We start from the raw sequence: 13,413 nt of genomic DNA on the forward strand, positions 1-13,413 counted from the left end.
TTCTTGGGCAACCTCAACCTGGCACCCATTCATCTTACCCCTAGCTGGAGTAGGCTTTAGAGGATTTTTTGTAAAAGCACAACACTTGGCTAGTGTTGAGGGGATCCCGATACAGACACTCAACCCGATTAAAATTATGTTTCTGGGCAAGGGATTGCAGGGTTGTTTGGGTTTCGGGAAAATCACTAGACAATATATGACCCTCGACCATGGAAACTTCTTCCGGAGTCAGTTGAGCCCAGTCTTGGTAGACACCCTCTAGGTAACGTTTTAGATAGGTGTCTCGGGTTTCTCCATCTGTGGAAACTATATCGATCAGAATAAAAACACCATCAGCTTTTAGGAGATGGCTAAGCTTAGCCATAATACCATCTTTTTGCTCAAAACTCAGGTGATGGAACGCAAAAGAACTTAGAATCCCGTCAAAGCTATCCTGCTGGTTTTGTCCCAACTCAGAAACTACTTCAAAGAAGTCGCCCTGGATCAATGTCTGTTCGCAGGGGATAGAATTGATGTTATCACCAGCAATCTCTAGTGCTGGTTCAGACAGGTCAATACCTTTGTAGGAAGCAATAGTGGTATTGGCTAAAGCCTGGACCGTGAAGCTAGCATCACCGCAGCCGAGCTCAAGCATGGAGAAGGGCGTTGGAAAGTAGCTGACTAGAAATGCGTGCAAGATGCCGTAAATTTCACGGTGTTTCATGTAATTGTTAGTCAGTATTTTTTGATAGAGTTGCCACTGACTCTCAAATATATTAGGTGACTGATTTGTTTTCATAAAACACCTTTTGTTTACTTGAAAAAAAACACTGATAGTTTAGGTAACCTCTTAATAAACACATAGTGAAATCAAAACCCCAGCCAGGATTTGAGATTTCTAATAAAAATGTGTTTCTGACTACTTTTGCGCTTTTGCGATCGCGCCCCTAGGTCCAGGGCTGAGACTTTGCACCCTTAGGGTTATCGCCTGATCAGCGCCCCTTTGCCCCCAATTTTGGGATATTATAATGATGTCAAAGTTTACCATAATTGGGGGATAATGGGAGCTAAGGAAGAATATCAATGTACTGGTGCCAGCTCTAAGTATTAAGCTCTAAGTATGTAAGCATTCAGCTATCAGTTATCAGCTATCAGCGTGTCGCGTATCAGCTATTAGCTATGGTGCTTTGGAATAAAATAAGCTGACGGCTGACGGCTGACGGCTGAATGCTTACCTAAGTATTAATCCTTATCCAGGTTAAAGAGTTGAGTGTTGACATGAGCCAGATAGGTAGAATCATTGATAGTTTCTGGGGATAATCTTCCTCTTGCAATAGCACTTGCTACTAGGTCTTTGGCGGTAATTCTCTTGCTTTTTATAGCGCTGATGAAAGCAGCATTACTGGGAATACCTTGGTCAGCAAAGTAGCCTTGATAACCGAGATAGACGAGGTTAAAAGGTTGAACTTCGACAATATTGTTACGGCTGGTGGTGGAGTTGGCAGCGATTTCCGATGCTAAGACGGGAGTGGTAGCGGTGGCAATCAACAAAGTGCCTAAACTGCCAAGTACTAGACGTTTCATTTTTGTTCCTCCTAGGGTTAATTAGCTTAATTGGTTAACTGCTTATCTTTAATTACTAGAATGCAGGTCTTAACTGAGGAGGGAGTGACCGTTAACTGAGAAGTTGATAAGGTCTTGCTTAGGAAACTGAATTAACCCTGGTTGACTGACAAAACTAATCAACCACGTACTGGTACGAAATTATTTTGAATTCCAGTCGATACCGTCGTTTATCATGTTGTTTTCGTGAGGCCATCGCCGGGTCAGGATCATGATTACTCAGGTACGACCCGTGGCGAATTTAATTCTTAATGGGTCAAGCGCACCTATGTGAAACGAACCCGACGAATCAGTCTCCAGGCATTTTCCCTCGGAGGCTTTGACATCATGTTTATCACTACCCTCGCCTTGACCTACTGGTTTGCCGTAATATCATGTCAGGATAATTACCCTTAATAAAAATCTCCCTATCTCCCGTTTCTGATACTTTTAACCGCGACATCTTAGACATTTAAGACATCTAGTACAACATCACCGACGTGATCGGTAAAGGTGGTAATTACGGTCGATGCCTGGTATTACCCAGGGCACCTCCGCTTCAAAACCGTGCGTGAAAGTTTCCCCTCACACGGCTCCTAAGTATTTTTTTGGCTCCAGTGTATTTGTTGGTGGCAACTTTGGTGAACTGCCATAAGGTTGTTCTCCTTTTGGTTGCTATGATTACCGTCTATGTGATGGAGATGAATCCGTTCATCATTTACGAATCTCAATCCACAATGTCCACAGGAATGGTTTTGTCGTTTCAAAGCTCTGGATGTAGCGTTGTCGTATAATTTGGAGTTTCTTTTGCTCCAGTAGACTATGTCCCCATCATATGGGGACTTTGTGCCCCTGACATTTACGTGTTGATTTTGTTCATACCCTACAGCTGGAAAACCTTTCTTGCATAGTTCATTGGCTCTGTACCGGTTCACTTTCTTTTCCTTTCGGAATTTACGATTTGCGGTTTTATTTATAAACCATAAACTATCTCTAGAACTGTTCATATAACAGCTTTTGTGGTAATTCCTCCATCCACGAACGATTGGCGCTAATCTTTTTGCTTTTTCTTCGGCTCCATAATTCGAGCTGTTTACCACGGTTTTAATCTTCTTTCGTATATTCCGATGGTTATCCACTGAGGGAATGCATCGGAATTTTCCGTTTTTCTGGACGCGGAAGTTCCACCCCAGGAAGTCAAATCCGTCTGTCGTATTGGTTATCTTGGTCTTTTCTTCACTGATTTCCATTCCCCGGTCTGCGAGAAAGGTTTTAATTTTCTCTAGGATTTTTTCTGCGTTATCTTTAGGCTTGAGGATTACTACCATATCATCAGCGTATCTTATACATCTGTTTCTAGGGTTTATTTCCTCTATTCCATCTAGTGCGATATTGGCTAGAAGTGGGCTGACTACACCTCCTTGGGGTGTTCCTTGCTCTGGGAATTCCGGATTGATGCCTGCTTTTAGACATCTGAATATCCCTGTTTTCAGACCCGCAGGTGCTAGCAATCTATCCATAATTGAGCTGTGGGATATGCGGTCAAAACACTTCTTTATGTCTACTTCTATTATTCTTTTCTTGATGCCTTTTTGTTTTGAATTCAGGTTTAAAAACAGTAGTTTTTGTGCGTCTTGGGCACACCTACCTGTTCTGAATCCATAACTATAGGCACTGAACGTTGCTTCGTGGGCAGGTTCGAGAGCGAATTTTGCGAGACATTGCCATGCTCTATCTCGGATTGTTGGTACTTTCAGCATTCTTGTACCTCCGTTTTTCTTGGCTATGGGGATTTCCCTTAGGCCGAGGTGCGTCCAGTTTTCCGCACTAGATACTAGCTTTTTAAGTACCTCAAATCTTTCTTTGTAGGTTAGGTGTGATTTCCCGTCTACTCCGGCGGTTCTTTTTCCGGTGTTGAGCTGAGTCACTTGACGGATGGCCAAAAGTTGGGCAGAACGGGATTTCAATATCAGTTTCTGAAGTGACCGAGCTTTCCTCAGGTCTCCAGCTTGAACTGCTTTATAAACTCTTCTTTGCAGGCGAAAAAGGTTCCGGCAGAGTTTTTTCCACTTTTGACTTTTCCAGAGGTCACTATATCTATTAGACATGTGTCTACCCATACTCTGTTAGGATTTGTTTATCTTGATACCCGTAGCCAGTTTCCGGCTACATCTTACCCGACAGTAGGGATTAGGTTTGGCATAACTTACCGAGGATTCGACTATTTCCTCAGACCTATTTATGCTGTCGTTTTTACTCGTTCCGTCTATCAGATTGTTTTGACGATTTAGGGCAATCCATTTTGCCTATCCTCTCCTCGAAAGTTACAGATACCGTGGGAATTGTTCTGTGAGGATTAGAGGATGCATTCTCACATTGTTTTTCAGATTGTGGTAGGGCGATTAGACACTTTTTCAGGATTTTTGCTACTGTTACCCATGTCGTCTCCCTAAAGCGCGGTAGTGTGGCTAATCTGCTTCACCTCTAATTCCGCCCTGGTGCCAGCTTCACTCTGCGAGGTTGCCGCCTGCTCGGTGTGGCCAAGATAAGGAGTCACTTGCTTTCTCAAGGGATGGGTTTTCACCATCATCCGAAGGACAGTTAGGATTTTTTGAGGTCTGACCTCGCGAATCCCCCTAGTCATACCTCTCCTGTTTCAGGAGGTTCCTCCTAGGAACGAGCCGCACTCCCACATCGCCTTGAGGAAAATCCCCACGGCTCCATTGAAATCTCTATGGATTTCATACCCACATTTGGGACATTTAAAATTCTTGGATCCTCCAAGTTTCCTATGGATGTGTCCGCATTTTGTGCAGGTCTTTGAGGTGTATTCCTCAGTTATTCTCACGAGTTTGGAACCGTACCGGTTACACAAATGCCCTAAAGTCTGCGAGAATTGGTAGAATGCCCAACTCATCATCGCGCGAGCAGTTTTACTCCTTAACTTCCTCCTCTTTTTAGCTACCATCTGAGAAGTCTCAAAAGTAGGCAGAACAATAATGTCGTAGTTTCTGGCTAGATAAGACGCTACTTGTTTATGAATCTCAGAACGCAGGTTTTTTATTTTATTCCTAAGGCGTTCCATGGCTTTCCTGAGTTTGTAACGTAGCCTCTTGAATTTCCTCCCTTTGACTTTGTCATGCTTTGACTTTATTTGGTCGAGATGACTACAAAGCTTGGCTATAAAGCTAAAATCACCATTTCCGAACTCTAAAAAATCCGAACCATCAAATCCTGTTACGAAAGTGCGGACGCCCGGATCTAAGGCAATAATTTTCTCGGTTATTGTTGGTTCAGTCCTTAGAGGCACAGGGAAGTGAGCAAACCACCTACCTTTGTTGAAGGTCAATTCAGTAGATCCCTTAGTCAGTACACAATAGTTGTGTCCCTTGAATTCTGGTAATGGTAGATGTTTTGTAGACGAAACCATCCAGTGGCCATTTTTATAGGCTGTAGGATCGAACTGTAGAGTAGCGGTTTGATCGCGAATACTCCTAAACCTGGCTAGTTTTCTTCCCCTGTCAGGGTTAAGCTTTCTTTTTTTCCCAATACCAATGTACTGTGGCTGTTTTTTCGTCTCCTTCCAGGCGGTGTAAGCTTCCATTGACGCATTGTCTAAAAGTTTTGATATACCTAGATCAATGCACCATTGAGGAATTAATCCAGAACTTTTTAAAAAAGTCCTAAATCCGTGCTTCCCTCCCTTCTTGGTAGTCTTAACATAGCCTTGTTCTCTGTTTAGATAATCAATAGATATGTTGTAGACCTTTCGAGAGGCTGCAACCCACTTCTTCCAGATCTTCTCAAGTTCCTTTACTGGATAAACTCGGTAACTCGCTGTCATCAAGGATTCGTTTTTTGTACTTCCATTGTCCATAGAGTCGGCAACTAAAGACATGGACGATTGCAAGGATATCTTCGACCATTTCCTGTTCTGGGCTGAGGTGCGTTTCGTCGAGAACCAGTATCTTTGTCTCAAATTTGCCCCACAGCCATGAGATAAGATCGAACCCAAAGCGGCAAAGCCGATCTTTGTGGGCAACGACAATAAGCTCGCAAGTGTTGCTGAGAACTCTGTCCAGTAAGGATTGTAGTCCAAATCTTTTGAAGTTGAGTCCTGACCCGATGTCAAAGATGACTTCACAACCGGGGTAACTAGACTTAAGAAAGCGTACTTGTTGTTCAAGGTCACTCTTTTGAGAGCGGCTTGAAACTCTGGCATATAAGATGATGTCTGTTTTTGGTTTGGCTGGTCGAATAGAGACAACTGAATCCAAGTCGTATCTTCTTTGACCTCCCGGCGTCTTGATCCCTTTGATTTTCCCGGCTTCGAGCCATCTTTCGAGAGTTCTCGTTGAAACTCCAAGTCTTTGAGCAGCGACTCTTGGTGGAACATAGTTGACTGACATCGTTCTCCAAAGAGCTACTCTTTAAGTCTAAGGCAAGATGTCGGTTAATGTTACGCTTTGTCAGGAGTTTTATTGATCAGGACTCAACTCCCCATCTCCCCATCTCCGCACACCTCCCACCCTCCCCCTTTTAGGTGTATGATTTTAATATTTATGCAGAAGATAGAGAAAATGAGGGAGAAAAACAACCCATAGGTAAAGGCATTTGTTGAATGACAGATGCCAGAATACGTAAAAAACCTCGTCGAAAACAACTTAAAGACAGAGGTTGTTGAGAGTGGGTCGAAAATTGCAACGGATCGGCGTCGAGGCCATCGTCGTCAGTTTCAACCGATAAACTACTAGCAGATAAACTAGTGTCAGTTAATCCTCCGACGCCAACCAACCAAATAGTCGCCACAGCAATAGCGTTACCATTGTCTTTCGGCACGTTTGGGGTCAGTCATTTTGGTGTGATGCCAACCAAAACCACCACGCTTAATGTCTTTGAACAAGCATTCAATCCAGCTACGCATACTATACCAGTAGATTTGAGCCTGTTGTGGACTCAAATCCGTTAACATTAACCAAGGGTCAGCATAACCGTGATCCCAGCGAGCTAAGAGAGTGCAATCGACACAGTTGCTTCGGAAACATCTGACTCGACCACTCCAATGCTGACCAACCTCAGTGATTAGCCCAGACAGAGGTAATTTCGATGGGGGTTGGTCACCCAAAACCTGGGATGGTTGGTAATATCCTTGAGCATTAATCCGCATCAAAGGATGCCAGCCATTAGCCACAATCCCTTGATAAAACCATTTAGCATACAACCCTCGGTCTGTGGTGACTATCACAAACCAATCATCCGGGATCCCCTGTTTGACCTGATTTAACAGCTGATGCCAGTAAGGTTGCCAACTCCCTTTTTCGGTTGCACCCACAATTTTCCAAGCTACAGGTATTCCACAGCCACGGTAGACCACACTAATTACCAAGACTGTAAAACGCTTACCCAATGTGGATGCATCTGCAGCCAGCACCAGGCTTTTTTGATCGGATGACCACCAACTTAATATCCACAACAATAAGAAGGCAAAGCTTTCACTGACTTCTATTTCTTGTCGCTTTCTGCCATATTTGTGACTTTTTTCCTTGTACCATTGCCTTAACTGCTCTCTGACATTGTTTTCTGATCGATGTTGGATTTCTGCTAAAAATACGGCTACTGTTGATAATCCACAACTTTGAGTGATGGCAATACCAAAAAAGCGACCCATTGCTAATCCCACTGCCTGAGATTTGCTCAGATGAGGCATCTTCCTCATCACTACTCTGAACCATTCTTGATACCCTTTCGGAATCTGTGTGATCATCGATGACAGTCCAATGGTGTACTAAGGTTTTTAGTTCTTTTTTCCTCTTTTGTTAAAATCATACACCTGAAAGCCACCCTCCCCACCCTCTCTTTAATTATGGGTATTCAACCAGACTTGATATGAGGGGGAACCTCAGCGTGTGATTCTCTTAATGGAAGAGATTAATTGATAAATTGGTTTTGAGGGGGAATGTCAGGGAATAGGGACTCAAAGCAGGGAGCTGATGGGGTGAGAACAAGGCATTAAAGGAGAAAGGGTGTGGGTTGACCGGGTGTGGGGTGTGGGGACAATAGAAGCGATGCAGCGCGGTCTTGGGGAGGCAGCGCGGTCTTGGGGAGGCAGCGCGGTCTTGGGGGTCTCCCCCATGAGCGACTGCCGTGGTTTCCCCCATGAGCGACTGCCGTGGTTTCCACGGGGCAAACAGCGGTGCGGACGCAGGTTCCGCACACAGACCCATGCGCCACTCGCTATTGCCGTGGTTTCCCCCACTCGCGCTTTGCATCAAGACAGCTAATTTGGAGTTACCCCAGCAAAAACCAACATCCCCAACCTGATTCAACCTTCCCTTCTTAATGCCGTCGCTGATGGGGTTTCCCCCACTCGCTATTGCATCAAGACATAGAGGGATTTTGGGTAATGAAAAAAACGGTAATCATTTTTTCCAATTCCTACACGAAACCCTATAGCGTTGATCAGAGTTATGAGACACAGTCAATTTTATTAACCCTACTCCCTACTCCCTACTCTGGTGTGATTCTCTCAATGGAAGAGGTAAATTGATGGACAATCAATCAATACAGCAAAAGATTCATAAGATCCAAACCGGCTTACAGCTGGTGTTGAAGAATTCTAATGACATACTTTTACAACCTAAGCTGATTTCAATGTTTCTAGAGGAAATTGGCATCGCCCTAGAAGAGTTGGAGGTACACCAGCAGGAATTACTTGCCAGTCGTTGCCAAGTGGAATTGGAGCGCCAACGCTACCAGACTTTGTTCAATTCAGCCCCGGATGCCTACCTAGTGACCAATACCAAAGGTGTGATTCAAAAGGCTAACCTAGCGGCAGCAAACCTGTTGAACGTGAACCGCACCTTTCCGGTGGGCAAACCCATAATCGTGTTTGTGGCTCAAGAAGACAGGAGTTGGGTTACCACTCAACTGAATCAACTGACAGCATTTCCTTTAAGGGATTGGGAAGTGCGTCTGCAACCACGGCAGTGTGAGCCTTTGACTGGGTCAATCGCTATCTGTACTATACCTGATTCCGAAGGCAAAGGGGTAGAGCTGCTCTGGACAATCAGGGACATTAGCGGACGCAAAAAAGCTGAAGCTGCCCTGGAAGCTCAGTTAAATGTGGATGGGCTGACCCAAGTGTATAACCGCCGTCACTTCGATCAGGTATTTGACAAAGAATGGCAACGCTCAAGGCGAGACCAGTTGCCTTTGGCTATAATTTTAATTGATGTGGATAGCTTCAAACGCTACAACGATTCTTATGGTCACCAAAAGGGTGATCAATGTCTTCAACAAATTGCCCAAGCTATCCGTGATGTGCTCAAACGTCCAGCTGATTTAGTCGCCCGCTACGGTGGTGATGAATTTGCCGTAGTTTTGCCCAATACTGATGCCTCTGGGGCTACAGAGGTTGCCCACTTGATTCAAAAGGCGGTGCAAGGTCTCAACATTATTAATAATAGTAATAATTACAGTAATAATTACAGTTCCCCGATCAGCGAGCAGCTCACCCTGAGTTTAGGAATCGCCAGCGAGATTCCTAAACTGGATCAAAAACCAGGAATGTTAATCGCTAGGGCTGATAGTGCTCTGTATCAAGTCAAAGCCACAGGTGGCGATGGCTACGCAGTATGTACCAACCAAGGCCAGGGCGATAGGTTGGGTTTGGGAAAGTTAGAGGAAGAATTAGAAGAGGAATTGTATAGGGCAGTAGGGCAGCATGAGTTTATACTAAACTATCAGCCAATTATGTCCCTAGAGACCAGGCAAATCCTGGGGTTTGAGGTGTTGGTGCGTTGGCAGCACCCCAAGCAGGGACTGATCAGGCCATCCCAGTTTCTATCGATTGCTGAGCAAACCGGACTGATTCTTCCCCTGGGGGAGTGGGTTTTGAGTACTGCTTGTTGGCAGTTGCATGAATGGCAGCATCTGCGGAATACTATACCATTGTTCATCAGTGTCAACCTTTCTGCACAACAACTGTGCCATCCCACTTTCCTGCCTCAGCTTCAACAAATTTTGCAGGAGACTGGTATATCTGGGAGTAATTTAATATTAGAAATTACCGAAAATTCTCTACTAGCTGCAAAAGCCGACGGAGGTATAGACTTAAACCAACTCCAAGCTGAGGGGATTCAATTAGCCCTAGATGATTTTGGCAGTAGCTACTCTTGTCTGGCTCATTTAACGAATCTGCCGATAAACATCTTTAAAATTGACCCTTTTTTTATCAAAACGATGGAGTCTGACCCCAAAAATGCAGCTATTGTTAAAACTATCATATTTCTAGCTCACCAGCTCGGGATAACAGTGACAGGGAAAGCCATCGAAACTCCTGAACAAATGGCAAGCTTGCAAAAGTTAACTTGTGATTATGGGCAAGGTTTTTTTTTGTCGGAGCCAATGGACGCTAAAGGGGCTTCTAGTCTAATCCAAGTAGGGAATTAGGGAATCGGGAATGCGCGAATTTAGAATTTAGAATTTAGAATTTAGAATTTAGAATTTAGAATTTAGAATTTAGAATTTAGAATTTAGAATTTAGAATTTAGAATTTAGAATTTAGAATTTAGAATTTAGAATCGGGAATCGGGAATCGGGAATCGGGAATCGGGAATCGGGAATCGGGAACAGGGAATGGGTGCATCTCATATTTGTAAAAAAAAGGGGAGTGTGGGAATTTTATTGGAATTTTTGCCTAATGGCAAAAGCGATGCAGCGCGGTCTTGGGGAGGCAGTGCGGTCTTGGGGGTTGCCACGGGGCAAACAGCGGTGCGGACGCAGGTTCCGCACACAGACCCATGCGCCATGAGCAACTGCCGTGGTTTCCCCCACTCGCGCTTTGCATCAAGACAGTGAGATGCACCCACAGGGAATCGGAAAAAAAACCTGTGTACATCATAACTATGATAACCCCTATCAAACACTACTAAATATAGCATTTAAAAATAGATAATAAATCCCAATGTTTATAATTTAGCATAACATAAAAAAATACTGGTATATATTTTATGCTGCTATTAATTTACCTAACATAATTTTAGTTTTAATGAAAAATAAAATTATAGTATTTATAGGTATAATAAATAAATTGTGATAATTTTTGATGCCATATTCCCTGCTCCCTGTTCCCTATTCCCAGTTCCCTGTTCCCTTTTTAGATCAATCCTAGTTTCACATATCATGTGAAAACGCTATAGTTTTAAAACTGCTGTAAGTGTGGGACGATAAAATAAGAACCTAGAGAAATGTTATATTCCCCCTGAGGCATAATAAATGAGTGCAGAAATTATTTGTGTAGGTACGGAACTACTGCTGGGGGATATTCTCAACAGCAATGCTCAGTTTTTAGCCCAGGAGCTAGCGGCATTGGGCATTCCTCACTACTATCAGACAGTGGTGGGAGATAATATCGGGCGTTTACAGCAAGTATTGGCAATTGCTAGTGAGCGCTCCACTATCCTAATATTTACTGGTGGTCTTGGTCCGACGCCCGATGACTTGACCACGGAAGCGATCGCTAAATTTTTTGGCGCTCCTCTGATTGAAGAACCAGATGTTATAGAGGACATCACTCAGAAGTTTGCCCGGCGGGGACGTCAATTAACTACCAATAACCGCAAGCAAGCCCTAATTCCAGAAGGGGCAGAAGTATTACCCAACCTGAACGGAACAGCTCCTGGTATCATCTGGAAACCCCGTGCTGATTTAACCATTCTCACGTTTCCTGGTGTTCCTAGGGAAATGAATCAGATGTGGCGAGACACGGCTGTTCCCTATCTCAAAAGCCAAGGCTGGGGTAAAGAAATCGTTTATAGCCGAATGTTGCGGTTTTGGGGGATTGGAGAATCGGCTTTGGCTGAGAAAGTTGCTCCCTTTTTTGACCTTACCAACCCCACCGTTGCTCCCTATGCTAGTAAGGGACAAGTGAGGTTAAGAGTTTCGGCCCGTGCGGCTTCAGAACATGAAGCGCAACAGTTAATTGAACCAGTCGCCCAAAAATTACAGGAGATTGGGGGAATTAACTATTTCGGTACTGACACCGATACCCTAGCTTCTGTAGTGGGTCAGCTATTGACAAGTGCCTCAGAAACTATGAGCGTAGCGGAATCCTGTACTGGCGGCGGTATTGGGAGTATGATAACCAGTGTCCCGGGGAGTTCTAATTATTTTCTGGGGGGTATAATTGCTTATGATAACGCTGTGAAAACTGGTGTACTGGGAGTGAATTCCTCAGATTTGAAGGCGATGGGGGCGGTAAGTAAAGTTGTAGCAGAGCAAATGGCAACAGGAGTGCGATCGCTTCTTTCTTCAACCTGGTCACTGAGTATTACAGGCATAGCTGGACCTGGAGGCAATACCGATACCAAGCCTGTGGGTCTAGTTTACATTGGTCTAGCCGGACCAGATGGCATTTTAGAATGCTACAAGTACACCTTGGGTCAACATCGGAGTCGGTCTGACCTACGTCACATCAGTGCCTGCTATGCCCTCGATCGGCTACGGTGCAAATTGCTGAATCGGTGAGCTTGTCACTTAGCGTTAGTTAGCAGGCAGTAGTGCACCCGATTACCCTTCTCAAGCTAAATCCCTGCACCTGGGGGCCAGGTGGTGAAAATAAACACCACCACAGTAGCGATCGCAAGCATTCCCTGAATCAAATTTCCTACCAATGAACCGACCACAATCCCCAAGCCAGCTTTAAAGGATTGCTTAATTCTAGGCTGTAACTTTAACTTCCGTTGATAGAGAAACTCACCTACAAACGCCCCTAACAACGGTCCGAGCACAATCCCTAGTAACGGTCCGCCGAAGGGCAAGGCGGGTAAAAGACCAAAAACCCCCATGAACAAGCCGATTATGGAACCAATTTGTCCCCAATTACTAGCACCAGCTTTTTTGGCTCCCCAGTAAGCGGCTAAAAAATCGACCCCCATACCGAGTAGCCACACAAAGATTGCTACGCCCAATGCCCAGGTGACGCTACTAAAGCCCTCAGCAATACCCCAAATTATGGTGGCAGCTAAAATCAACATGGCACCGGGAATGCCAGGAACAACCGAACCAATAATGCCTACTAGCATCATCAGAATCAGCAACCAGTACAAAATGATTAACCACATTTATATTCGAAGCGGATCCCACATCTTATAAGTTACCAGAGAGAGTATTGGCGAGTTTATCAGCAATCCCCTCAATCCAATTTTCATCTTGTTTAGTGTAACTTCGGGGAGCATTGGCTGCCAAAATTAGCGCTCCTTGGTTGCCAATCGGTTGACATATGACACCTTGTGTGTTAACAGGCAAGTAGTCAAATTCAAGTCGCCCTGGATAGAGCTTCAGGTTAACTAGATAGACGGCTTTTTGAGTTTCGAGAACCCGCTTGAAAATGGCTCCCGGCTCGACTTGGGGATTTTTGCCCAAGATCCCCCGCCGGAGCAGGACTTTGCCTTGGTATACCACCACAAGCGATCGCGTTACCGTATTAGTCAGTAATAGATGGGATGCCCAGGCTAATTCAGTTTTTACCTGATCTGGCAGTTCTGGAGCGAGTTCCAAACCCTCTTCGCCAATCAGTTTAACTGTATCAGGAGGTTTGGGCTGTACCTGCTGCCACAGTAAACCTGTCAAAATCAATACAGCACAAACAATTACCCCTACAGCATCAGAACGAGCTTGAGAATTGGTTAGCTGGGAGGTTAATAAACGGTTGATCAGCAACAGACTCCCTGCCAATCCTCCAACCGCAAATGGCAGCAGCCGCAGTACATCATTTTGGTCGGGTTTAGCCATCACTCACCTGTTGGTTATTAGTTCAGGACTTACGCAGCT

The 13,413-nt window shown here is 44.6% G+C and carries 15 protein-coding genes; 4 read left to right on the top strand and 11 right to left on the bottom strand.

The features are described 5' to 3' along the window. Nucleotides 1-40: 40 nt before the first annotated feature. The 6 genes from F6J90_RS38160 to F6J90_RS38185 form a co-directional block, all read right to left on the bottom strand. Nucleotides 41-778, bottom strand: a complete 738-nt coding sequence (locus tag F6J90_RS38160; protein ID WP_293106532.1) for a class I SAM-dependent methyltransferase — start codon at nucleotides 776-778, stop codon at nucleotides 41-43. Nucleotides 779-1,221: 443 nt separating this feature from the next. Then, nucleotides 1,222-1,563, bottom strand: coding sequence for a hypothetical protein (locus F6J90_RS38165; RefSeq protein WP_293106534.1), 342 nt, complete (start codon nucleotides 1,561-1,563; stop codon nucleotides 1,222-1,224). A 614-nt stretch (nucleotides 1,564-2,177) separates the two neighbouring features. Then, nucleotides 2,178-3,689 (bottom strand): reverse transcriptase domain-containing protein, encoded by a 1,512-nt coding sequence (locus tag F6J90_RS38170; RefSeq protein ID WP_293097964.1) that lies wholly within the window; start codon nucleotides 3,687-3,689, stop codon nucleotides 2,178-2,180. 341 nt (nucleotides 3,690-4,030) lie between these two features. Then, the gene (locus F6J90_RS38175; protein ID WP_293097962.1) at nucleotides 4,031-4,225 is read right to left on the bottom strand and encodes a hypothetical protein; all 195 of its coding nucleotides are present in this window, start codon (nucleotides 4,223-4,225) and stop codon (nucleotides 4,031-4,033) included. A gap of 12 nt (nucleotides 4,226-4,237) precedes the next feature. Then, nucleotides 4,238-5,425, bottom strand: a complete 1,188-nt coding sequence (locus tag F6J90_RS38180; protein ID WP_293106537.1) for a transposase — start codon at nucleotides 5,423-5,425, stop codon at nucleotides 4,238-4,240. After that, nucleotides 5,385-5,990, bottom strand: a complete 606-nt coding sequence (locus tag F6J90_RS38185) for an IS607 family transposase (protein ID WP_293106540.1) — start codon at nucleotides 5,988-5,990, stop codon at nucleotides 5,385-5,387. Before F6J90_RS38185 ends, F6J90_RS38180 begins: the two co-directional genes overlap by 41 nt. 219 nt (nucleotides 5,991-6,209) lie before the next feature. Between F6J90_RS38185 and F6J90_RS38190 the strand changes: the two genes are divergently transcribed. Then, on the top strand, nucleotides 6,210-6,335 hold the full coding sequence (locus tag F6J90_RS38190) for a hypothetical protein (protein ID WP_293090694.1): 126 nt from the start codon (nucleotides 6,210-6,212) through the stop codon (nucleotides 6,333-6,335). A 65-nt stretch (nucleotides 6,336-6,400) separates the two neighbouring features. On the opposite strand, the gene F6J90_RS38195 is transcribed toward F6J90_RS38190, so the two are convergent. Next, nucleotides 6,401-7,345 (bottom strand): transposase, encoded by a 945-nt coding sequence (locus F6J90_RS38195; RefSeq protein WP_293090693.1) that lies wholly within the window; start codon nucleotides 7,343-7,345, stop codon nucleotides 6,401-6,403. Nucleotides 7,346-7,496: 151 nt separating this feature from the next. Continuing rightward, nucleotides 7,497-7,739 (bottom strand): hypothetical protein, encoded by a 243-nt coding sequence (locus F6J90_RS38200; RefSeq protein ID WP_293106542.1) that lies wholly within the window; start codon nucleotides 7,737-7,739, stop codon nucleotides 7,497-7,499. A 245-nt stretch (nucleotides 7,740-7,984) separates the two neighbouring features. On the opposite strand from F6J90_RS38200, the gene F6J90_RS38205 reads away from it, so the two are divergent. Continuing rightward, nucleotides 7,985-8,128, top strand: coding sequence for a hypothetical protein (locus F6J90_RS38205; RefSeq protein WP_293106545.1), 144 nt, complete (start codon nucleotides 7,985-7,987; stop codon nucleotides 8,126-8,128). Then, the gene (locus tag F6J90_RS38210; protein ID WP_293106548.1) at nucleotides 8,128-10,032 is read left to right on the top strand and encodes a bifunctional diguanylate cyclase/phosphodiesterase; all 1,905 of its coding nucleotides are present in this window, start codon (nucleotides 8,128-8,130) and stop codon (nucleotides 10,030-10,032) included. Before F6J90_RS38205 ends, F6J90_RS38210 begins: the two co-directional genes overlap by 1 nt. A gap of 231 nt (nucleotides 10,033-10,263) precedes the next feature. On the opposite strand, the gene F6J90_RS38215 is transcribed toward F6J90_RS38210, so the two are convergent. After that, nucleotides 10,264-10,416: a hypothetical protein gene (locus F6J90_RS38215; protein ID WP_293106551.1), complete on the bottom strand. Its 153-nt coding sequence runs from the start codon at nucleotides 10,414-10,416 to the stop codon at nucleotides 10,264-10,266. 441 nt (nucleotides 10,417-10,857) lie between these two features. Between F6J90_RS38215 and F6J90_RS38220 the strand changes: the two genes are divergently transcribed. After that, complete coding sequence (locus F6J90_RS38220) at nucleotides 10,858-12,108, top strand: competence/damage-inducible protein A (RefSeq protein ID WP_293106554.1); 1,251 nt, start codon at nucleotides 10,858-10,860, stop codon at nucleotides 12,106-12,108. Nucleotides 12,109-12,164: 56 nt separating this feature from the next. On the opposite strand, the gene F6J90_RS38225 is transcribed toward F6J90_RS38220, so the two are convergent. Both F6J90_RS38225 and F6J90_RS38230 read right to left on the bottom strand, forming a co-directional pair. Next, entirely contained in the window at nucleotides 12,165-12,704 is a 540-nt protein-coding gene (locus tag F6J90_RS38225) for a DUF456 family protein (protein WP_293106557.1), read from the bottom strand. 25 nt (nucleotides 12,705-12,729) lie between these two features. After that, nucleotides 12,730-13,374 carry a cofactor assembly of complex C subunit B gene (locus tag F6J90_RS38230; RefSeq protein WP_293106560.1) on the bottom strand — a complete coding sequence of 215 codons (645 nt, stop codon included), beginning with the start codon at nucleotides 13,372-13,374 and terminating at the stop codon, nucleotides 12,730-12,732. Nucleotides 13,375-13,413: the final 39 nt, after the last annotated feature.

Source organism: Moorena sp. SIOASIH (assembly GCF_010671925.1).
Lineage (GTDB): Bacteria > Cyanobacteriota > Cyanobacteriia > Cyanobacteriales > Coleofasciculaceae > Moorena.

Excerpts from the sequence above, each read along its gene's own strand:
- F6J90_RS38205 (WP_293106545.1), top strand. The coding sequence starts at position 7,985 with ATGAAAAAAACGGTAATCATTTTTTCCAATTCCTACACGAAACCCTAT.
- F6J90_RS38180 (WP_293106537.1), bottom strand. The coding sequence starts at position 5,425 with ATGACAGCGAGTTACCGAGTTTATCCAGTAAAGGAACTTGAGAAGATC.
- F6J90_RS38225 (WP_293106557.1), bottom strand. The coding sequence starts at position 12,704 with ATGTGGTTAATCATTTTGTACTGGTTGCTGATTCTGATGATGCTAGTA.
- F6J90_RS38160 (WP_293106532.1), bottom strand. The coding sequence starts at position 778 with ATGAAAACAAATCAGTCACCTAATATATTTGAGAGTCAGTGGCAACTC.
- F6J90_RS38170 (WP_293097964.1), bottom strand. The coding sequence starts at position 3,689 with ATGTCTAATAGATATAGTGACCTCTGGAAAAGTCAAAAGTGGAAAAAA.
- F6J90_RS38210 (WP_293106548.1), top strand. The coding sequence starts at position 8,128 with ATGGACAATCAATCAATACAGCAAAAGATTCATAAGATCCAAACCGGC.
- F6J90_RS38185 (WP_293106540.1), bottom strand. The coding sequence starts at position 5,990 with ATGTCAGTCAACTATGTTCCACCAAGAGTCGCTGCTCAAAGACTTGGA.
- F6J90_RS38200 (WP_293106542.1), bottom strand. The coding sequence starts at position 7,739 with ATGGGGGAAACCACGGCAGTCGCTCATGGGGGAGACCCCCAAGACCGC.
- F6J90_RS38230 (WP_293106560.1), bottom strand. The coding sequence starts at position 13,374 with ATGGCTAAACCCGACCAAAATGATGTACTGCGGCTGCTGCCATTTGCG.
- F6J90_RS38195 (WP_293090693.1), bottom strand. The coding sequence starts at position 7,345 with ATGATCACACAGATTCCGAAAGGGTATCAAGAATGGTTCAGAGTAGTG.
- F6J90_RS38190 (WP_293090694.1), top strand. The coding sequence starts at position 6,210 with ATGCCAGAATACGTAAAAAACCTCGTCGAAAACAACTTAAAGACAGAG.
- F6J90_RS38175 (WP_293097962.1), bottom strand. The coding sequence starts at position 4,225 with ATGACTAGGGGGATTCGCGAGGTCAGACCTCAAAAAATCCTAACTGTC.
- F6J90_RS38220 (WP_293106554.1), top strand. The coding sequence starts at position 10,858 with ATGAGTGCAGAAATTATTTGTGTAGGTACGGAACTACTGCTGGGGGAT.
- F6J90_RS38165 (WP_293106534.1), bottom strand. The coding sequence starts at position 1,563 with ATGAAACGTCTAGTACTTGGCAGTTTAGGCACTTTGTTGATTGCCACC.